Annotated in this window: 19 protein-coding genes; 10 read left to right on the forward strand and 9 right to left on the reverse strand. The window is 70.8% G+C overall.

Annotated elements, in window-relative coordinates:
- Positions 1 to 63: 63 nt before the first annotated feature.
- Positions 64 to 429: a hypothetical protein gene (locus ACH4SI_RS25205; RefSeq protein ID WP_398299220.1), complete on the reverse strand. Its 366-nt coding sequence runs from the start codon at positions 427 to 429 to the stop codon at positions 64 to 66.
- Positions 430 to 758: 329 nt separating this feature from the next.
- On the opposite strand from ACH4SI_RS25205, the gene ACH4SI_RS25210 reads away from it, so the two are divergent.
- Both ACH4SI_RS25210 and ACH4SI_RS25215 read left to right on the forward strand, forming a co-directional pair.
- Positions 759 to 914, forward strand: a complete 156-nt coding sequence (locus ACH4SI_RS25210; RefSeq protein ID WP_398299222.1) for a hypothetical protein — start codon at positions 759 to 761, stop codon at positions 912 to 914.
- Complete coding sequence (locus ACH4SI_RS25215; protein WP_398299224.1) at positions 911 to 1,495, forward strand: GNAT family N-acetyltransferase; 585 nt, start codon at positions 911 to 913, stop codon at positions 1,493 to 1,495. The genes ACH4SI_RS25210 and ACH4SI_RS25215 overlap by 4 nt, the downstream gene beginning before the upstream one ends.
- 2 nt (positions 1,496 to 1,497) lie before the next feature.
- On the opposite strand, the gene ACH4SI_RS25220 is transcribed toward ACH4SI_RS25215, so the two are convergent.
- The gene (locus ACH4SI_RS25220) at positions 1,498 to 2,838 is read right to left on the reverse strand and encodes a mucin-1 (protein WP_398299226.1); all 1,341 of its coding nucleotides are present in this window, start codon (positions 2,836 to 2,838) and stop codon (positions 1,498 to 1,500) included.
- A gap of 180 nt (positions 2,839 to 3,018) precedes the next feature.
- On the opposite strand from ACH4SI_RS25220, the gene ACH4SI_RS25225 reads away from it, so the two are divergent.
- From ACH4SI_RS25225 to ACH4SI_RS25240, 4 genes are all read left to right on the forward strand, one after another.
- A complete protein-coding gene (locus ACH4SI_RS25225; protein ID WP_398299228.1) occupies positions 3,019 to 4,038 on the forward strand; it encodes a LacI family DNA-binding transcriptional regulator in 1,020 nt (339 codons plus the stop codon).
- A gap of 58 nt (positions 4,039 to 4,096) precedes the next feature.
- Positions 4,097 to 5,446 (forward strand): ABC transporter substrate-binding protein, encoded by a 1,350-nt coding sequence (locus ACH4SI_RS25230; protein WP_398299230.1) that lies wholly within the window; start codon positions 4,097 to 4,099, stop codon positions 5,444 to 5,446.
- Between the two features lie 66 nt (positions 5,447 to 5,512).
- Positions 5,513 to 6,520, forward strand: a complete 1,008-nt coding sequence (locus ACH4SI_RS25235; RefSeq protein ID WP_398299232.1) for a carbohydrate ABC transporter permease — start codon at positions 5,513 to 5,515, stop codon at positions 6,518 to 6,520.
- Between the two features lie 5 nt (positions 6,521 to 6,525).
- Positions 6,526 to 7,386, forward strand: coding sequence for a carbohydrate ABC transporter permease (locus tag ACH4SI_RS25240; RefSeq protein ID WP_398299234.1), 861 nt, complete (start codon positions 6,526 to 6,528; stop codon positions 7,384 to 7,386).
- 12 nt (positions 7,387 to 7,398) lie between these two features.
- On the opposite strand, the gene ACH4SI_RS25245 is transcribed toward ACH4SI_RS25240, so the two are convergent.
- The 6 genes from ACH4SI_RS25245 to ACH4SI_RS25270 all read right to left on the reverse strand — a co-directional run bounded on the left by ACH4SI_RS25245 (position 7,399) and on the right by ACH4SI_RS25270 (position 11,524).
- Positions 7,399 to 8,166, reverse strand: coding sequence for a maleylpyruvate isomerase N-terminal domain-containing protein (locus tag ACH4SI_RS25245; protein ID WP_398299236.1), 768 nt, complete (start codon positions 8,164 to 8,166; stop codon positions 7,399 to 7,401).
- Between the two features lie 196 nt (positions 8,167 to 8,362).
- Positions 8,363 to 8,632 (reverse strand): type II toxin-antitoxin system Phd/YefM family antitoxin, encoded by a 270-nt coding sequence (locus tag ACH4SI_RS25250; protein WP_398299238.1) that lies wholly within the window; start codon positions 8,630 to 8,632, stop codon positions 8,363 to 8,365.
- 85 nt (positions 8,633 to 8,717) lie between these two features.
- Positions 8,718 to 9,581 (reverse strand): phosphotransferase, encoded by an 864-nt coding sequence (locus ACH4SI_RS25255; protein ID WP_398299240.1) that lies wholly within the window; start codon positions 9,579 to 9,581, stop codon positions 8,718 to 8,720.
- A complete protein-coding gene (locus ACH4SI_RS25260) occupies positions 9,563 to 10,459 on the reverse strand; it encodes a radical SAM/SPASM domain-containing protein (protein ID WP_398299242.1) in 897 nt (298 codons plus the stop codon). The genes ACH4SI_RS25255 and ACH4SI_RS25260 overlap by 19 nt, the downstream gene beginning before the upstream one ends.
- A gap of 22 nt (positions 10,460 to 10,481) precedes the next feature.
- Positions 10,482 to 11,108 (reverse strand): hypothetical protein, encoded by a 627-nt coding sequence (locus tag ACH4SI_RS25265; protein ID WP_398299244.1) that lies wholly within the window; start codon positions 11,106 to 11,108, stop codon positions 10,482 to 10,484.
- Positions 11,108 to 11,524, reverse strand: a complete 417-nt coding sequence (locus ACH4SI_RS25270; RefSeq protein ID WP_398299246.1) for an ATP-binding protein — start codon at positions 11,522 to 11,524, stop codon at positions 11,108 to 11,110. The genes ACH4SI_RS25265 and ACH4SI_RS25270 overlap by 1 nt, the downstream gene beginning before the upstream one ends.
- Before the next feature lie 192 nt (positions 11,525 to 11,716).
- On the opposite strand from ACH4SI_RS25270, the gene ACH4SI_RS25275 reads away from it, so the two are divergent.
- On the forward strand, positions 11,717 to 12,973 hold the full coding sequence (locus ACH4SI_RS25275; protein WP_398299248.1) for a helix-turn-helix transcriptional regulator: 1,257 nt from the start codon (positions 11,717 to 11,719) through the stop codon (positions 12,971 to 12,973).
- 14 nt (positions 12,974 to 12,987) lie between these two features.
- The gene (locus ACH4SI_RS25280; protein WP_398299250.1) at positions 12,988 to 13,353 is read left to right on the forward strand and encodes a hypothetical protein; all 366 of its coding nucleotides are present in this window, start codon (positions 12,988 to 12,990) and stop codon (positions 13,351 to 13,353) included.
- Positions 13,354 to 13,646: 293 nt separating this feature from the next.
- Here ACH4SI_RS25280 and ACH4SI_RS25285 read toward each other — a convergent pair whose 3' ends face one another.
- Positions 13,647 to 15,110, reverse strand: a complete 1,464-nt coding sequence (locus ACH4SI_RS25285; protein WP_398299252.1) for an NAD(P)H-hydrate dehydratase — start codon at positions 15,108 to 15,110, stop codon at positions 13,647 to 13,649.
- A gap of 155 nt (positions 15,111 to 15,265) precedes the next feature.
- On the opposite strand from ACH4SI_RS25285, the gene alr reads away from it, so the two are divergent.
- The gene (alr, locus tag ACH4SI_RS25290; RefSeq protein WP_398299254.1) at positions 15,266 to 16,420 is read left to right on the forward strand and encodes an alanine racemase; all 1,155 of its coding nucleotides are present in this window, start codon (positions 15,266 to 15,268) and stop codon (positions 16,418 to 16,420) included.
- A 2-nt stretch (positions 16,421 to 16,422) separates the two neighbouring features.
- Entirely contained in the window at positions 16,423 to 17,646 is a 1,224-nt protein-coding gene (locus tag ACH4SI_RS25295; protein ID WP_398299256.1) for an alpha/beta fold hydrolase, read from the forward strand.
- Positions 17,647 to 17,705: the final 59 nt, after the last annotated feature.

The raw sequence follows: 17,705 nt of genomic DNA on the forward strand, positions 1-17,705 counted from the left end.
ACCCCACCCCTGCGACCCCGCCCCCTCCGGCCGGCATGGCGGCTCCCCGCCGGTGGCTTCGGCTCAGCCGGCGTCCTTCTCGATCGCCTCGAAGATGTCCGCGTCCGTCTCCTGCTGCCAGCCGGGAAGCTCCGGCCAGTCGGCGACGTACCCGGGCTTCGGGTCCTCGAAGTGCCGGTACATCTGCGCCGTCCAGCACGTGGCGACGAAGCGACCCTTCTGCTCCCGCGTGAGCCGCCCCGCATGCCCCGCGCTCAGCTCAAGGAACTGCCGCACCTGCTCGTACACCGCCCCGGCCGCCGCCCGCTCCCACTCCGGGGTGTCCTCCCAGGGGGTCACATAACCCGGCTTGGGCTCCCCGGGAAAGTGCCGACGCACCCCCGCGATCCACGCCTCCCGGAACAGCCGGGCACCCTCGGTCTGCGACATTCCTGCCCCTTTCATCAGTTCACGCTCAGTGCCTTGATCTCGGCGTCCAGTTGGGCCTGGAGTCTACGAGCGACATACCCGACACCGTGCGTCGCGGACTCGTCTGTCGATCGGTTTTCGCTCATCAGGCGAGACCCTCGTCTTCGCTGGAAGCGGCAAGCCGTCCGCCTCTGCTCTCCGCCACCCGAAGCACGTCGCGTAGCGCCTCGCACAGCAGAGCCTCGATCTGGTCCGCGCGCCGGTTCAGGGGGCTGTTGCCGTTGTCTGACGACAGATAGCAGGGTCTGCCCTCGAGGTCGGACCACGACGTCGAGGAGGCGTGCGCCGAGATGGGAAGCGTGCTGGACGCCTACGAGGAGATCGACTCGGACCGTCTCGCGCAGCGCATCCACGCCTTCCACAACGCGGTCACCGGCGTTGACACCGCAGTGGCACGTGACACTTCCGTTCGCATCCGCGAGACCATACGAGGAGGCTGCTCATGACCGCGTCGGAGACGATCGCTGTCGAGCGCATGGATGGCCCGGCTGCCGCACAGGCGGAGGCGGAGTTCCGGTGCGTGTACGCGGAGGCATTCGCGGAGGAACCGTACGGGGAGACTCCGGACTCGGTCGAGGCGAACTTCCGGCGGTTCCGCTCGCAGGTCCGCAAGAAGACCTTCCGGGGAGCCCTCGCCCGGACGGGCGACGGTGAGCCGGTCGGCATCGCGTACGGCTATCCGCTCAGCCCCCGGACCGGCTGGTGGGACCGGCTCATCACACCGGTGAGTGACGAGCTGCGCCGCGAGGACGGGGGCCGGACGTTCGGGCTGATGGAGCTGGCCGTGCGCGCCCCCTGGCGTCGCCTGGGCGTGGCACGGCGGCTGCACGAGGCGGTTGTTGCGGGCGGCGCCGAGGAGCGCGTGCTGCTCAACGCCCGGCCGGATGTCGAGGCCGCGCAGGCCGCCTACCGGTCGTGGGGATACCGCAAGGTGGGCGAGGCGCACCCGTGGGACGGCGCCGACCTGCATGACGTGATGCTCCTCGATCGGGGCGGGCGTGCTCCCGCTGCCACCAGTCGCTGTTGACGTCACCCCGTCGCCGGTCCGGGCCAGATGGCCGAGGCGTCGTCGCGGCCGGGGTCGGGGAGGTGGAGCGGGCGGACGGGGATGGTGCGGGTGCGGCCTTCCGAGACCGCCGTCCATGGGGCGGGGAGGCCCGAGTAGCACAGGTTCGTCAGGACGAAGACGCCGTCGGCGTAGACCTCGACGTACTCGCCGACGGTGAGGATGCGCAGGGCCGAGGCGAGTTCGGTCAGCACGGTCTCGCCGATGCGGCTGCCGCCGGGGCCGGTGATCCAGAGGTTCTTGCCGTCGCATCCGACGGCGAGGGCGGGGCCGTCGTCGCCGGTGCGCAGAGTGACCTCGACGCGCCCGGAGACATCGAGATCACCTACCGCGTGCAGCGCCGGCTCCGTCGTCTCCTCCCGCAGCCAGGCGTCCAGGCCGGGCCACCACTCCAGGCGCGGTGCCGAACCCTCCCGTATGACGAGGGACTTGGGCTGGGCCAGCATGCCTCGGCAGCGATCACCGGAGTCCGTGAGGCCGACCCGGCGGGGGGCGGTGTGCAGGACGACGCGGGAGCCGTCGGGCGCGGCGATGACGCGAGGGGCGTACGAGCCGCTCGGGCCCAGCGGACCGCGCCGGGTCCACGGCCCCCGCAGCCGGGGCGCGGTCCACGCCTCGAACCCGCGCGTCGCGCCGATCGAGCCCATCAGCAGCCAGCTGCCGTCGTCGAGGCGTTCGAGGACCGGGCATTCCAGCTCGTCCACGTCACCGGGTGAGATGAGTGGCGGCTGGACCGTCCAGTGCTCCAAGTCGTCCGAGGTCGCCCATGCCACGCAGCCGCTGACCTCGACGGGCAGGGAGGCGTCGGCCGCGCAGACGACCATGACCCAGCCGTCCGACTCGTCGTCGCGCACGACGAACGGGTCGCGCCAGCCCATGCGTTCACCGGTGCGGTACCAGCGGGGGTCCGCCTCGGCGACGGGCCCGGTGCCGTGGCGGCGCCAGCCCGTGCCGTCGGTGCGGTCGGAGTACGCGAGGCCCACCGCCTGGAGCGGCGTGCCGTCCGGGGTGAGCCCGCTGACGCCGGTGTAGAACATCGCCATTCCGTCGCCGTGCGGGATGGGGTGCATGGTCCACACCGCCTGCTGGTCGAAGCGGCCGGGCAGCCCGTTGCCGAAGACGGGGCCCTCGGGCCGCCAGGACACCAGGTCGGTGGAGGTGGCCCTGCCGTACGAGGTCTCCATCCTCAGGTGATCGAACTCGCTCGTCCACGGGCCCTGCAGGTGCAGCACCGTATAGGTGCCGTCGCCGTCGCGGAGCAGGGCGAAGTCGTTCACGCAGAGGCCGGGCGGGGCGTATCGCATGCACAGTTCCTGTCGGCTCGCAGCGCTCAAACGCATGCGCTGACCAATGACCTCGAAGGTCTCGCTTGAGAATCGGGCCAAGTAAAACTGAACGCAAACGCTTGCGCAATAGCGAGGCCGGGCTTACGGTCTCGTCACCCCCAGATCACACCGATGTGAAATCGACGGGAGAAATGCGCTGTGACCGTCAGCATCACCGATGTCGCCCGCGCCGCCGGAGTCTCGGCGTCCACCGTGTCCCGCGCCCTGCGCGGTCGGCCGGGCGTGTCCGACGAGGTGCGGGAGCAGATCACGGCCGTCGCCGTGCGGCTCGGCTACACGGCGTCCCGTTCGGCGTCCAGCCTGGCCAGCGGGCGCACCTTCACCATCGGGGTCGTGGTCCCGCACGTGGGCCGCTGGTTCTTCGGCACCGTGCTGGACGCCGCCGAGCACGTGTTCAGCGCCGCCGGTTACGACGTCCTGCTCTACAACCTGGGCTCGCCGGAGACACGCAAGCGCTTCTTCACCAAGATGCCGGTCCGCAAGCGGGTGGACGCCGTGCTGTCGCTGCTCATCCCCGACGAGGAGGAGTCGGCCGCACTGCGTTCGCTCGGCGTACCGCTGGCGAGCACGGTCGGCGGCGCCCGTCCCGGCTTCACCGTCGTCGGCATCGACGACCGGGCCGGCGCGGAGAGCGCCGTACGGCATCTGGTGAACCTCGGCCACCGTCGGATCGGCATGATCAGCGGGTCGAGCGGGCCACAGCACTGGACCACGCCCATCGCGCGCCGCCAGGCGTACCTGGATGTGCTGGCCGAAGCCGGGATCGCGCACGATCCGGCGCTGGAGGCCGACGGCGACTACACCGTCGATGGCGGCGAGCGGGCCATGACCGAACTGCTGGCCGCCTCCCGGCCGCCGACCGCGGTGTTCGCCCAGTCCGACGAGATGGCGATGGGCGCGCTGCGCGCCCTGCGACGGCACCGGCTGAGGGTGCCGGACGACGTGTCGGTCGTCGGGTTCGACGACCACGAGCTGTCCGACGTCATCGGGCTGACCACCGTCGCCCAGCCGGTGGCCGGCCAAGGCGCCGAGGCCGCCCGGCTGCTGCTGAGCCGGCTGGACGAACCCGGCACCGAACCGCCGGGGAAGGTGCACATGCCCATCCGCCTCGTCCTGCGCGAGACCACCGCACCGCCGCGCCCGCGCGGACCCCAGTAACCCGCCCCCCCGACGCCGGAAAGCACCACCACCTCGCACCGCACGGAGGCACGACACCATGAGCCCGACCAGCAGAAGGTACCGCCGCACGGCCTGTACGGGCCTGTCCCTCGCCCTGCCCCTCGCCGCCCTGGCCGCCTGCGGCGGCGGCAGCGGTGGCGACACCTCCGCCTCGGCCGGCAGCGGCAAGGGCACCATCAGCGTCTGGGCCCACCAGGGCCAGAAGAGCGAGGACACGGCTCTGCAGAAGACCGTGAAGACCTTCAACTCCTCCCAGAGCAAGATCAAGGTCAAGCTGAAGCTGATACCCGGCAACGACTACACCAAGACCATCACCGCCACCGACGCCTCCAAGCTGCCGGACGTGATGGAGTTCGACGGCCCCACGATGGCGAACTTCGTCTACAACAAGAAGCTCGCCGCGATCGACTCCTACGTCTCGGCCAAGACCCTGGCCAACGCCACCGCCGCGAGCAAGGCGCAGGGCGCGATCGGCGGCAAGCACTACGGCCTGGGCATGTACGACTCCGGACTCGGCCTCTTCGGCAACAAGAAGCTGCTGGACGCGGCCGGGGTGAAGTACCCGACCAGCCTGTCCGACGCCGACGGCTGGACCGCGGACCGGTTCACCGCCGCGCTCAAGGTGCTCAAGGCCAAGGACGCGGGCGGCAAGGTGCTCGACCTCCAGGAGAGCACCGGATACGCCAACGAATGGGGCACCTACGGCTTCGCCCCGATCGTCTGGTCGGCCGGCGGCTCCCTGCTGAAGGACGGCAAGGCCGAGGGCGCGCTCGACAAGCCGGCCGTGGTGTCGGCGATGAAGACCTTCCAGTCCTGGAAGCCGTACGTCGACCCCAACACCGACGGCAACGCCTTCGCCAAGGGCCGCGTCGCGCTGAGCTGGGTCGGCCACTGGATGTACCCCGCCTACAGCAAGGCCCTCGGCAGCGACCTGGCCGTGCTGCCGCTGCCCGACTTCGGCAACGGCCCCAAGACCGGCCAGGGCTCCTGGGCCTGGGGCATCGGCGCGAACTCCAAGAACGGCAAGGCCGCCGGCGCCTTCCTCGACTACCTCCTGAACGACACCAACGTCACCGCGATGACGAAGGCCAACGGCGCCCCGCCCGCGACGAAGACCGCGCTCGCCGCGAGCCCCCTCTACAAGCGGGGCGGCCCGCTCCAGCTCTACGCCGACCAGCTCGCCAAGCCCTGCGGCGACAAGGACATCACCAAGTCCTGCGTCGCCGTGACCCGCCCGGTCACCGCCGGGTACCCCACGATCACCGCCAAGTTCAGCGACGCCCTCAGTTCCGTCTACGGCGGCGCCGACCCCAAGAGCGCCCTGGCCAAGGCCGCCCGCGCCATCGACCGGGACTTCTCCGACAACGCCGGCTACAAGATCCCGTAGGACGCATCGGCCGGGGCGGGCCCCCTACGGCGGCGCGCCCGCCCCGGCCGGGAACAGGACCTCTCCGTGAAGACCGTGGAATCCGCGCACACCGCGCCCCCAGGCGGGTCGGACGCCCCGCCCGTGACCTCCGCGCAGTCCGCGCGGTCGAAGCGGCCCGCGCGTTCAGGGCCCAGGAACCGCGACTGGCTGCACGGACTGCTCATGTCCACGCCCGCCGTCGCCGGCCTCATCGCCTTCGTCGGCATCCCCTTCGGCTACGCCCTCGTCCTCTCCTTCTACAACGTGCGCCTCGGCTCTCCGCTGCCGCCCACGTTCTTCGGCCTGGAGCAGTACCGGCGGCTGTTCACCGACCCCGACCTGTCCGGCCCGTTCCTGCGGGCCCTGCTGAACAACCTCACCTTCGCCGCCGTCGTCGTCCCCCTCCAGACGGCCCTGGCGCTCGCCCTCGCGATCCTCCTCAACCGCAAGCTGAAGGCGATCGGTCTGTTCCGGTCCCTGTTCTTCATGCCGGTCGTCTTTCCCATGACGCTGGTCGCCGTCATCTGGCGGCTCATCCTCGCCCGCAGCGACGAGGGCCTGCTCAACTCCGCGCTGCACGCGGTGAGTTTCGGCAACTGGGGCGCCTTCGACTGGCTCGGCGACAGCGCCACCGCCATGGCCTCGCTCATCGTGCTGTCCGTCTGGCAGGGCGTCGGCTTCCAGATGGTCATCCTGCTCGCCGGCCTCCAGCAGATCCCCGGAGAGCTCTACGAGGCGGCCGAACTGGACCGTGCCTCCCGATGGCAGCAGTTCCGAAACGTCACCCTGCCCGGCATCCGCGGCACCCTCGTCTTCGTCGCCATGCTCACCTCGGTGCTGTGCTTCCGCGTCTTCGACCAGGTCTACGTCCTCACCCATGGCGGCGGCCTCGACGAGGACGCCACCCGCACCGTGATGTACCAGGCCGTCACCACCGCCTTCGACCAGAACAACATCGGCCAGGCGTCCGCGATCACCGTCGTCTTCTTCCTGATCGTCGTCGTCCTGACCCTCATCCAGCGCCGCGTCGTCCGGCCCGACAACGAGGACTGAGAGCCATGGCCACGACCCACGCGCCGCGCCGCCGTCCGCGCCGACTGCGCCACCTCGCCGACTACGCCGTCCTCAGCGTCCTGGCGTTCGTCTTCATCCTGCCCGTCCTGTACCTGCTCCTGGGCAGCCTCAAGCCCTCCGACGAGGTACTGAACGGCCTGACCGGCTTCCTCCCCACCCACCTGACCCTCGACAACTACGCCCACGTGCTGACCGCCCTGAACTCCGACAGCACCGGCTACTTCTGGCGCTTCATGGGCATCTCGCTGCTCGTGTCGTTCGTGGTCGTGACCGGCGGCCTCTTCGTCAACTCGATGGCGGCGTACGGCATGTCACGGCTGAAGTGGCGCGGCCGGCAAGCCGTCTTCACCCTCGTCCTGCTGCTGATGCTGGTGCCGTTCGAGTCGGTGGCCGTGCCGCTCTTCTACATGTTCAACGACCAGCGCGACACCATCTACATCCAGGCGATCCCGTTCATCGCCAACGCCTTCTCGATCTACCAGTTCCACACGTTCTTCCGGAAGATCCCGCTCAGCATCGAAGAAGCCGCCCGACTGGACGGCGCGGGCCCCTGGCGCACCTTCTTCGCGATCATCATTCCGATGTCGAAGCCGGTGTTCGCCTCGGTCGCGATCCTCACCTTCCTCATGCAGTGGGGCTCGTTCCTGTGGCCGGTGCTGATGGTCTCCGACCCTTCCGTCCGCCCCCTGCCCCTGGAGATGAGCGTCTTCCAGGGCCAGCAGCCCCCGGACTGGGGCCAGATCCTCGCCTTCGGCGTCCTCCTCGTCCTGCCCGTCCTGATCGTCTTCGCCTTCTTCCAGCGCTGGTTCGTCCAGGGCGTCGCCAGCTCCGCGGTCAAGGGGTGAACCGGTCCGCCGTCATTGAAGCCAGAACGCCGCCCGCCTCCGCCACAGGCCGAGCAGCGCCGTGTCACCCACGGCCTCGACGCCGGGGGCGGGGCGCCCGTAGAGCAGGAGGAGCAGGTCCGTCAGGGTGCCGCTGACCTCGACGGCGGCCTGCCCACCGGTTTCGCGCAGGACGGGGGCGTCGCCGGTGAGGTCGACCAGCCACGCGGCGTCCGCGTCGGTGGCCTGGAGGCGAAACGTGCGGCCGGGGCCGAGGAGGGCGGGTTCGCCCTCGTACGCCTCGGGCAGCGTGCTGTACGTCAGCCACTCGTCGAGGGCGTCGCGGGCCACGTCCTCGTCCAAGTGGAACGCGGCACCGACCGTGAGCGCCGCGTCCGCCCGGTGCACCGCCGTCTCGTGCGTCATCCGGCGCGCCCAGAACATCGGGGTGCCGCCCGGCCCCGGGGTCCACACCGGCCGGTCGGGCCCGGTCTTGCGCAGAGCGTCGGCCAGGAGCCCGGCGCCGTCGCCGAGTCGGGCGCTCAGGGTGGCAAGGTCCTCGCCGGTGCGGCGGGGGATCTCGTTGACCGGGTCGTCCGGGACGGGCTCGGTCGACCGGGTCCGTACGACCATCTCGGCCCACCCGTGGGCACCGCCGAGGTGGCGCACGAGCTGGCCCAGGTTCCAGCCCGGGCAGGACGGCACCGGGGCCGTCGGGTCGGCGTCCCCCAGATAGGCCCTCAACAGGTCGGTCTGCTTGACGATTTCGGCTCGGTAGCGGTCGAAGGTCAGGAGGGTCATGGCCACAGCGTAGGCCGGGTGGGGAAGGGGCGCAGCGGTTGCCGTGCGGCGGCTTCGACCAGCTGGGGCGAGGATGGGCGGCGCTGGATGCGGGTCGCTCTCCAACTCGGTCAGCTTGGCCAGAATGTGAAGGGTCATGTCGCGCGGAACCTTGCGGAGCTCGGCCCGAGCCTCGGGCCGGAAGCCGGCGCGGTACTCACTCACTGCGCGCCAGCGTCTCCCTCATGATGTACTCGATCGGGGTGCCGGGCGAGGGATTGGCCATGCGCGCGTCGATGATCCGGTTGATCTCGCGCTCTTCCCACTCCTGGTACTTGCGCAGCACCTCGATGGACACGACGGCGGCGACCTGCTTGCCGCGCCGGGTAATGACGGTGGGTACGTCGTCCTTGTCGGCTCGCTCCACGACCTCGGCCAGGTGTGCCCGGACATTGCGGATGGACTCTGCGGGCAGTGGCTGCATCATGCGCCCAAGGGTGCCGAATGTCTCATGTGTACACAACGGCTCATGGTCTCTCGGGGGTGCTGGGGTGAACTGCGACCGTGCTGGATCAGTGCTGGACGCGAGACGAGGCAAGGCCTACGTCATCACCTGACCAGGCGCCTCGGTGAGCGGCCCACGCCTGTGCGGCTGTGGCCATGTCTTCGAGCCATGCCGCCTCGGGATACCGATCGGCCCGCGAGCGGTGCATGCGGCGGGTGGCGGCGGCGAACGCGTCGATCGCTGCGGGGTCCGCGTCCACCCACGCCCTGCACTCGGCCGCCCACCCCTCAGCCGCCTCGGGGGTGTGCCCGGCTGCGATGAGCTGGACGACAAGGCACGCGGGGTCGATGAAACCGGCGCCTCGGGTCGGCCACGCCCAGTCCACGATCCACCGGCCGCGCTCCCCGAGGATCACGTTGCTGGGGTTGATGTCCGTATGGAGCAGCGAGTCCCCCCGGAACAGTTCAGCTTCGACCTCGTCAACCGTGAACCGGTCCCAACGGCTCTCCGGCCAGTTCCGGGCAACCTCGGGCAGGTGTAGGTCGCCCAGTCGGTCAACGAGGCCGACCACGGCACGCAGATCGGGCGAGGCGGGTGTGAAGTCCGACCGACGAGCGTCCACGACGTCGAATCCCAGGGCCAGCCACTCGTCGTCTTCCGTATGCCAGAGCAGAGCCGGAGAAACCGATTGCACGGCCGGATTGATCAGTCTCTCTCGCATGAGTGAGGCCCGGCGTCCCCCGGGACGGTTGCGCATGACCTTGACGAAGAAGGGGCCCTTCTCGCACTCGATCACGGCTGTCAGGTCAGAGCCGTAACCCCGTGCGGTGGGCTGCGCCTCGGCCAGGACACCCGTGTGCGGGTGGATCAGTGCCCAGAACTCGGGTCCTGGCAGTTCACGCTTCATCGCCTTCAGTTCCTTGGTGCGCATTCGCTTCCCGGATATCCGGGCGAGCACTCGGCGTTGGGGTCGCAGGACGGGTCACAGGAGTCTTCGTCCTCGTCATTTCCGCCGCCCCTGACGACGACGCTCCGAATGGATGCGCGGGCTTCGGCCATGACGGGACTGCCGAGGATAGTGGCCAGTGGGGCGCTTCGAACGTTCCCGGCGCTCAGCAGGGCGGCGGAGAACACGCACGGGAACACGCTCCCGTCCGGGCCGACGGCTGCCCGGCCGGTGCCGCACCGGCCGCACAATCCTGAGACATCCGGGGCTCGCCCTTGCGCTCCCCGCCCGAAGGGACGGACGTGATCTACGTTGATGCGCTTCACCCCTAGCGCCTCAAGCTCCCGCCGCGCTTGAGCGACGCGCTGCGTCCCGGAGGTGGCGACAATCCCGACGCGCAGCGGGATACGGAGTTGCGCCGCCTTTTTGATGTTCGCCAGGGTGCGGGCGTGGCTGGGCCGGCCGGTGACTTTATTGTGCTCGTCCGGGGCATCGGAGTAGTACGACGTTGCCAGCGACATGCCTTCGCGTTGGAGGAGCGCCCACCAGGCTTCGGTGACGCGCACCAGATTGCTGTAGATCTCCACGCCGAAGCCGAGGGACAGCGCGCTGTCGGCCAGTACCAGGCTGTCCGGGTGCAGCGTCGGCTCGCCCCCGATGAGCTGGACGCGGCGCACACCACAGCCCGCGGCCTGATCGAGGACGCGTAACCAGTCCTCGCGCGTCATCGTGTCGTGGGTCCCCTCCGGCCCCGAGGCGTTGAAGCATGGAGTGCAGGAGAGCTGGCACTTCCGGGTCAGGTCCAGCCACAGGAATCGGGTGTCCTTGGCGTGCGTGGCAGCAACGATGGTCGTCACAGTCATGTCCCTTCTTGTTCGGTCGGTTTCACTTCGGGAGGTCGATGACCGTCACGTTGCGCAGCTCACGGATCATCCGGGAGGCGAGGACGGCGTTGAGGCCGACGTGGCCGTACGGGACCATTGCGTTCGACTCCCGCGCACGCCATCCGCGTGTCGTGAGCTGGTAGTTGGTCCCGGAGATGCCCCACAGCCGTGGAGTGCGGACCCTGAGCACCGCGTAGTCACCTCGGCCCAGGTGGGGGCACTGCTCGACGGATGTGCGGGCATGTGGCTCGCACAAGGGCGGCTGCTCCGTCAGCGAGCCCTCGGGCCATGTGGGTGGGTCCCAGGGTCTGCGCCAGTTGATGAACAGCCAGCCGTGCTTGTCGTGGCTCGCCGGGTGCCCGCAGATCTGGCATTTCATGGAGTACATGCAGATCCGCTGCCGAGCGACGTGCATGCTGTCGTAGATCGGCCTGCCCATGCCAGGGGAGTGGGCCATTCGAGCCCAGAGGGTTCCTGCGGAATCGCGATCCGTCGTGCGGGGCGCCTTGTAGCCGAGCCGCGGCTCGGGCGTTAGCAGGACGGCCAGGTCGGATTCCGGGCCGAGGTGTTCGCTGCTCCACGCGGTGACGAACGGAACGACGGTCGGGTGGGCGATGAGCGGGGGCATCAGGAGGTGCCCTTGGCGCGAAGCTCGGCCCAGACGATCTTTCCCCACGTGCGGTGCTCGGTGCCCCAGCGGTCCGCCATCGCTTCGACCAGTACCAGCCCGCGGCCGGACTCGTCGTCGCAGCACGGCTCCTGGGCGGTGGGCGCCTGGGTGCATTTGTCCGTGACGGCGAGACGTAAACGATCCCGATCGGGCAGCCGGACGCTGACGCGCAGGAGCCGGCACCCACTGTGGCGGGCGGCATTGCCGACCAGTTCGGAGATGATCAGCGTCCCGTCATCGATCATGTGGGTGAGGGCCCAGGTGTTCAGCGCTGCGCGCACCAGTCGGCGAGCGCGGCTCGCTGACGCCGGTTCGCACGGCATCGTTTCGCTGTAGCCCGGGACGCCGGTGGCGTTGGGACTCGTCATGGTCATGGACGGGGTCTTTCTTCCGGGGCGGTGGACCGCATCCTGTGATGGCTCGCGCCGGTTCTTGATGCTGACAACGTCAAGGGAACCGCTCCGAGCAGGTGCGCTCCACTGCATCCATGCGGCAGAGGTGATGCACAAGCGTGCAGGGGTTGCACACGTCGAGTGGCGGTCCGCGGAGCGGGGAAGGGGAGCCCCATGGGGTTAGCTGAGCGACGGAAAGCGCTGGGGTACAGCCAGGAGGGGCTCGCTCACGTCGTCGGTGTCGACCGCACAACGATCAGCCGTTGGGAGAGCAGGAAAACTGAGATCCAGCCCCAGCTGCGTCAACAGTACGCAGCGGCGCTGCAACTCGACCTAGTCGAACTGGATGCGTGGATTACCACGTCACAAGTCACCTTCCAGGAGCCCGTACTGTCGTCTTCACGCGACCACTACGGCTCGGGGGATACCGACGACATGATTCGACGTGAATTCCTACGCGTACTTGCCGTTGCCGGAGCGCTGACCGGTTTGTCGACCGAGGAGTCGGAGGCCCTCGCGGAAGGGGTGCACCGCCGAGCGCCCGGCGACTTCATGCGGATGAACAACCACCTGTGGCAGGTGTATCAACTCGCACGCGCCAAAGGGGCTGTCTACCCCATCGTCTCCGACCAGCTCGCTACCCTCGCCAAGGCTCTGGACGGAGGCTCCCGCAAGGACGGGCAAGCTCTGTGTGGTGCTGCGGCGGACCTCTTTCAGCTTGCCGGTGAGCTGGCCTTCGACGGCAACCGGTACTCCGACGCGGCGGCTTCGTACACGCTCGCCGCGTCAGCCGGTAAGGAGGCAGGCTCGTTCGATCTCTGGGCTTGCGCTCTTGTTCGGCATGCGTACGTCGACGTGTACGAGCGTCGCTACAGGGAGGCCGCTGACATCCTGTCGATCGCTGAGCGGATTGCTCGACGAGGGGATAGTTCCCTCTCGACACGTCACTGGGTCGCTGCGGTACAAGCCGAGGCGTTCGCGGGACTTGGCGATCTGACGGCGTGCGAACACGCACTTGAGCAGGCCGAGAAGGTCGCATTTATGACCGAGACGGCGCAGAATGGGGGCTGGCTCCGCTTCGACGGCTCCCGGCTCGCGGAAGAGCGAGGCGCGCGGTATGTCCAGCTGGGTCGGCTCGACCTTGCCGAGCAGGTGCTTCGGAGCGCCCTTCGGCAAGGTGCCCTGGCAGAGGGCCAGTCCTTTCGGCGTCGAGGTGCCGTGCTCGCGAATCTGGCCGCCATCGGCATCAAGCGCAAGGATCCGGAGCAGGTTGTCGATTACGCCCGCAAGGCGCTTCACCTGGCGCGAGAGTCCTCCTCCGGGTACGTCGCTCGTAGAGTCCAGGACCTGCGTACGGGCTTCGGCCCTCTCGCCCGCGATGTGCGCGTTGCCGAGTTGGACGCCGAGATCAAGGCACTGAGCGTGAACTGATGAAAGGGGCAGGAATGTCGCAGACCGAGGGTGCCCGGCTGTTCCGGGAGGCGTGGATCGCTGGGGTGCGTCGGCACTTTCCCGGGGAGCCCAAGCCGGGTTATGTGACCCCCTGGGAGGACACCCCGGAGTGGGAGCGGGCGGCGGCCGGGGCGGTGTATGAGCAGGTGCGGCAGTTCCTTGAGCTGAGCGCGGGGCATGCGGGGCGGCTCACGCGGGAGCAGAAGGGTCGCTTCGTCGCCACGTGCTGGACGGCGCAGATGTACCGGCACTTCGAGGACCCGAAGCCCGGGTACGTCGCCGACTGGCCGGAGCTTCCCGACTGGCAGCAGGAGACGGACGCGGACATCTTCGAGGCGATCGAGAAGGACGTCAGCTGAGCCGGAGCCATCGGCGGGTGGCCGCCTGCGAGGCGGGCGGGGGCGGGGTCGCATCCCACCCCCGCCCGGCGCCCGGCCGCCGGGGCCGGGGCCACCGGCGGGGGGCCGCCGTACCGGCGGGAGGGGGCGGGGTCGGAGGGGTGGGGTCCTGGACGCTGTCGTGTATTTGTGGCGCCGATCGGTCGACGTTCACGACACGTTCTACGTCAGCGGCGCCGTAAATATACGGTCCAGGGCCCTGCCCCGGAGGCGCCGCACCCGCACCCCGCACCCCAGCGACCGCGCACCCCGCGTCAGCCCAGCACGTCCCGCCACGCGTCCGGCACGGCCGTCGCCACGTCGTACGCCGCGATCGGGGCGCCCGATGGGGCGGTGGTGCGGCGGGCGGCCAGGCCGTGGAGGTAGGCACCGGCGGAGGCCGCGTCGCGGGCCGGGAGGCCGGTGGCGAGGAGGGAGCCGGTGAGGCCGGAGAGGACGTCGCCGCTGCCCGCGGTGGCGAGCCAGCCGGTGCCGGTGGGGTTGACGCGCACCGGGTGGCCGGAGGAGGCGGGGGAGGCGATCAGGGTGGTGGAGCCCTTGAGCAGCACAGTGGCGCCGTACTTGTCGGCCAGGGCCCGTACGGCGGCGAGCCGGCCGGACTCGACCTCCTCGCGGCTCGCCCCGAGCAGGGCGGCGGCCTCGCCCGCGTGCGGGGTGAGGAGGGTGGCGGCGGTGCGGCCGTGGAGGCCGCCGGAGGGGAGGAGGTGGAGGCCGTCGGCGTCGACGAGGACGGGGATGTCGGAGCCGAGGACGTCGTCCAGGGAGTGCCGGGCGGCGGCGCCGTCGCCGAGGCCGGGGCCGACGACCCAGGACTGGACGCGGCCCGCCTTGGCCGGGGGCCCGGTGTGGACGAGGGTTTCGGGGAAGCGGGCGATGACGGTGTCGGCGCCGGGGCCGACGTACCGTACGGCGCCGGCGCCGCCGCGCAGGGCGCCCGCGACGGCGAGGACGGCGGCGCCCGGGTAGCGGGCGGAGCCCGCGACGACGCCGACGACGCCGCGCCGGTACTTGTCGCTCTCGGCGCTGGGACGGGGGAGGAGGGCCGCTACATCGTCGTGCTGGAGGGCTTCCGCGTCGGGGACGGAGGGGAGATGGGCTCCGAGGCCGATGTCGACCAGGCGGAGGGCACCCGCGTGCCCGTGGGCGGGGTCGATGAGCAGCCCGGGCTTGTATGTACCGAAGGTGACGGTGGCGTCGGCGCGCACCGCCGCGCCGTGCACCTCGCCTGTGTCGGCGTCGACGCCACTGGGGAGGTCGACGGCGACGACGGTGCCGCGCACCAGCCCGATCAGCCGCTTGGCCTCCTCCCGCAGGCCGCCCTTGCCGCCGATGCCGACGATGCCGTCGAGGACGAGGTCGGCGTCGGCGAGGGCGGTCTCGGCGAGAGAGCGTTCGGCGCCGTCGGCGGACACCACGCGGCCGCCCGCCGCGCGCAGGGCGCGCAGGCCGTCGGGGTGGGCGCGGTCGGGGGCGAGCAGGACGGCGGTGACGCCGGCGCCGCGCCGGGCGAGCCGGGCCCCGGCGTAGAGCGCGTCGCCGCCGTTGTCGCCGCTGCCGGTCAGCAGGGCGACGCGGGCCCCGTAGACCCGGTGGAGCAGGTCGGCGCAGGCGGCGGCGAGCCCGGCTGCCGCGCGCTGCATGAGTGTTCCTTCGGGCAGCCGCGCCATCAGGTCCTGTTCAGCGGCTCGTACGGTCTCGACGCTGTAGGCGATCCTCATGGCCATAGTCTCCCGAACGGAGGGCACTTCGCGCTTGGCGGCGCATATTCCGGACGTACACCTTCCGGAAGTGCGCGTTCCGGAAACGCATCTTCCGGAAGCATGCATTCCGGTACCTCCTCCGGTGCACCTGTCGGCCTGAGACACTGACGGAGATGGACGAGACACCGATGCGCGCCCGCGCCGTGGTCGATCTGACCGCCCTGCGGGACAACGTTCGGGCGCTGCGTGCAGCAGCGCCCACCGCCGAGCTGATGGCCGTCGTGAAATCCGACGGCTACGGCCACGGCGCGGTCCCGTGCGCGCGCGCCGCCCGCGCGGCGGGCGCGGGCTGGCTGGGCGCGGCCACGCCCGAGGAGGCGCTGGCGCTGCGGGCGGCGGGCGACCAGGGCCGGCTGATGTGCTGGCTGTGGACGCCGGGCGGGCCGTGGCGGCAGGCGATCGAGGCCGACATCGACGTATCGGCCAGCGGGACGTGGGCGCTGCGCGAGGCCGTGGCCGCCGCCCGGACGGCAGGGCGCACCGCGCGCGTCCAGCTCAAGGCCGACACCGGGCTCGGCCGCAACGGCTGCCCGCCGGCCGACTGGCCCGAACTGGTCGCCGAGGCCCGGTCCGCGGAGGCGGAGGGCACGGTCCGGGTGACCGGGCTGTGGTCGCACTTCGCGTGCGCGGACGAGCCGGGCCACCCGTCGATCGCCGCCCAGCTGACCGTCTTCCGCGAGATGGTAGACCAGGCGGAGCGGGCGGGGCTGCGGCCGGAGGTACGGCACATCGCGAACTCTCCGGCGACCCTGACCCTGCCCGAGTCGCACTTCGACCTCGTACGCACCGGGATCGCCCTGTACGGCATCTCGCCCAGCCCGGAGGTGGGCGTGCCCGCCGACTTCGGGCTGCGCCCGGCGATGACGCTGAAGGCCGCGCTGGCCGCGGTGAAGCGGGTGCCGGGCGGGCACGGGGTCTCGTACGGGCACCGTTACGTCACCCCGGGGGAGACCACCCTCGCGCTGGTGCCGCTCGGCTATGGTGACGGGATTCCGCGGCACGCCTCGGGCACAGGACCGGTGCTGGTCGCGGGCAAGTGGCGGACCATCGCGGGCACCGTGGCCATGGACCAGTTCGTGGTCGACCTCGGTGGCGACAGCGCGCAGCCGGGGGACGAGGCGGTGCTGTTCGGCCCCGGCGACAATGGGGAGCCGACCGCGGAGGACTGGGCGCGTGCCGTGGGGTCGATCGCGTATGAGATCGTCACCCGGATCAGCGCGCGGGTCCCCCGCGTTTATGTAGGTGACCTCGGGGGCACAGGGATCTGACCATGGGCGAGGACAGCACGGTGGAGACGGCGGCGAAGGTCGCGGCGGGGGCCACGGCCGTGGGCTGGCGCCGGGGCGCCGGCTTCGCCGGAGCCGCGATCGGCGTGGTCGCGGCGGGCGCCGCGATGGGCGTCGCCCTGGAGCGGCTGACGGTCGGCCGCGGCGTACGGCGCAAGGCGCGGCTGGCGCTGGACGCGGAGGGCCCGTACGGCACCCTGCGCGGCACCCCGGGGCGGGCGATCGCCGATGACGGCACGGAGCTGTACTACGAGGTCGAGGAGATACGCGAACCGGCCGCACCCACCCGCCGCAAGCGCCGGTTCTCCCGCCGGGCGGCCCCCGCCCCGGTGACCGTGATCTTCAGCCATGGCTACTGCCTCGGCCAGGACTCCTGGCACTTCCAGCGGGCCGCGCTGCGCGATGTGGTCCGCACCGTCTACTGGGACCAGCGCTGCCACGGCCGCTCCGCGCGTGGCTGCTCCCAGACGGACGGCACCCAGGTCACGATCGACCAGCTGGGCCGCGATCTGAAGGCCGTGATCGACGCGGCGGCGCCCGAGGGCCCGCTGGTGCTGGTCGGGCATTCGATGGGCGGCATGACGATGATGGCGCTGGCCGCCCAGTTCCCGGAGCTGATCCGCGAGCGGGTGGTCGGCGCGGCCTTCGTCGGCACCTCGGCGGGGCGGCTCGGCGAGGTCAGCTTCGGCCTCCCGGTGGTCGGCATGAACGCGGTGCGGCGGGTGCTGCCCGGGCTGCTCAAGGCGCTCGGCTGGCAGGTGGAGCTGGTGGAGCGGGGCCGCCGGGCGACCGCGGACCTCTTCGCGGGGCTGATCAAGCGCTATTCGTTCGGGACGAAGGACGTGGACCCGGGGGTGGCCCGGTTCGCCGAGCGGCTGATCGAGGCGACGCCGATCGATGTGGTCGCCGAGTTCTACCCGGCGTTCATCGCCCACGACAAGGCGGAGGCGCTGCCGTTCTTCGACGGGGTGCCGGTGCTGGTGCTGGCCGGGGACAAGGACCTGATCACTCCGATGGAACACAGCGAGGCCATCGCGGAGCTGCTGCCCGGCGCGGAGCTGGTGATCGTGGAGGACGGCGGCCATCTGGTGATCCTGGAGCACCCCGAGGTGGTCAACGGGCATCTGGCCGAGCTGCTGACCCAGGTGGTGAGCGGAGCCGGGGGCGTCAACGGGGACGGCGCGGGCCGCCGCTCGGCCAGGGGGTAGCGAGGGGGTGGCGCCCGTTCGGCCGGGGGACCGAGGCGCACGTAGCGCGTTCCCGGGGC

This window comes from Streptomyces sp. NPDC021212 (genome assembly GCF_044332925.1).
GTDB lineage: Bacteria > Actinomycetota > Actinomycetes > Streptomycetales > Streptomycetaceae > Streptomyces.

Excerpts from the sequence above, each read along its gene's own strand:
- ACH4SI_RS25280 (WP_398299250.1), top strand. The coding sequence starts at position 12,988 with ATGTCGCAGACCGAGGGTGCCCGGCTGTTCCGGGAGGCGTGGATCGCT.
- ACH4SI_RS25295 (WP_398299256.1), top strand. The coding sequence starts at position 16,423 with ATGGGCGAGGACAGCACGGTGGAGACGGCGGCGAAGGTCGCGGCGGGG.
- ACH4SI_RS25255 (WP_398299240.1), bottom strand. The coding sequence starts at position 9,581 with ATGCGCACCAAGGAACTGAAGGCGATGAAGCGTGAACTGCCAGGACCC.
- ACH4SI_RS25285 (WP_398299252.1), bottom strand. The coding sequence starts at position 15,110 with ATGAGGATCGCCTACAGCGTCGAGACCGTACGAGCCGCTGAACAGGAC.
- ACH4SI_RS25210 (WP_398299222.1), top strand. The coding sequence starts at position 759 with ATGGGAAGCGTGCTGGACGCCTACGAGGAGATCGACTCGGACCGTCTC.
- ACH4SI_RS25245 (WP_398299236.1), bottom strand. The coding sequence starts at position 8,166 with ATGACCCTCCTGACCTTCGACCGCTACCGAGCCGAAATCGTCAAGCAG.
- ACH4SI_RS25265 (WP_398299244.1), bottom strand. The coding sequence starts at position 11,108 with ATGCCCCCGCTCATCGCCCACCCGACCGTCGTTCCGTTCGTCACCGCG.
- ACH4SI_RS25230 (WP_398299230.1), top strand. The coding sequence starts at position 4,097 with ATGAGCCCGACCAGCAGAAGGTACCGCCGCACGGCCTGTACGGGCCTG.
- ACH4SI_RS25260 (WP_398299242.1), bottom strand. The coding sequence starts at position 10,459 with ATGACTGTGACGACCATCGTTGCTGCCACGCACGCCAAGGACACCCGA.
- ACH4SI_RS25275 (WP_398299248.1), top strand. The coding sequence starts at position 11,717 with ATGGGGTTAGCTGAGCGACGGAAAGCGCTGGGGTACAGCCAGGAGGGG.
- ACH4SI_RS25220 (WP_398299226.1), bottom strand. The coding sequence starts at position 2,838 with ATGCGATACGCCCCGCCCGGCCTCTGCGTGAACGACTTCGCCCTGCTC.
- alr (WP_398299254.1), top strand. The coding sequence starts at position 15,266 with ATGGACGAGACACCGATGCGCGCCCGCGCCGTGGTCGATCTGACCGCC.
- ACH4SI_RS25205 (WP_398299220.1), bottom strand. The coding sequence starts at position 429 with ATGTCGCAGACCGAGGGTGCCCGGCTGTTCCGGGAGGCGTGGATCGCG.
- ACH4SI_RS25215 (WP_398299224.1), top strand. The coding sequence starts at position 911 with ATGACCGCGTCGGAGACGATCGCTGTCGAGCGCATGGATGGCCCGGCT.
- ACH4SI_RS25270 (WP_398299246.1), bottom strand. The coding sequence starts at position 11,524 with ATGACCATGACGAGTCCCAACGCCACCGGCGTCCCGGGCTACAGCGAA.
- ACH4SI_RS25250 (WP_398299238.1), bottom strand. The coding sequence starts at position 8,632 with ATGATGCAGCCACTGCCCGCAGAGTCCATCCGCAATGTCCGGGCACAC.
- ACH4SI_RS25240 (WP_398299234.1), top strand. The coding sequence starts at position 6,526 with ATGGCCACGACCCACGCGCCGCGCCGCCGTCCGCGCCGACTGCGCCAC.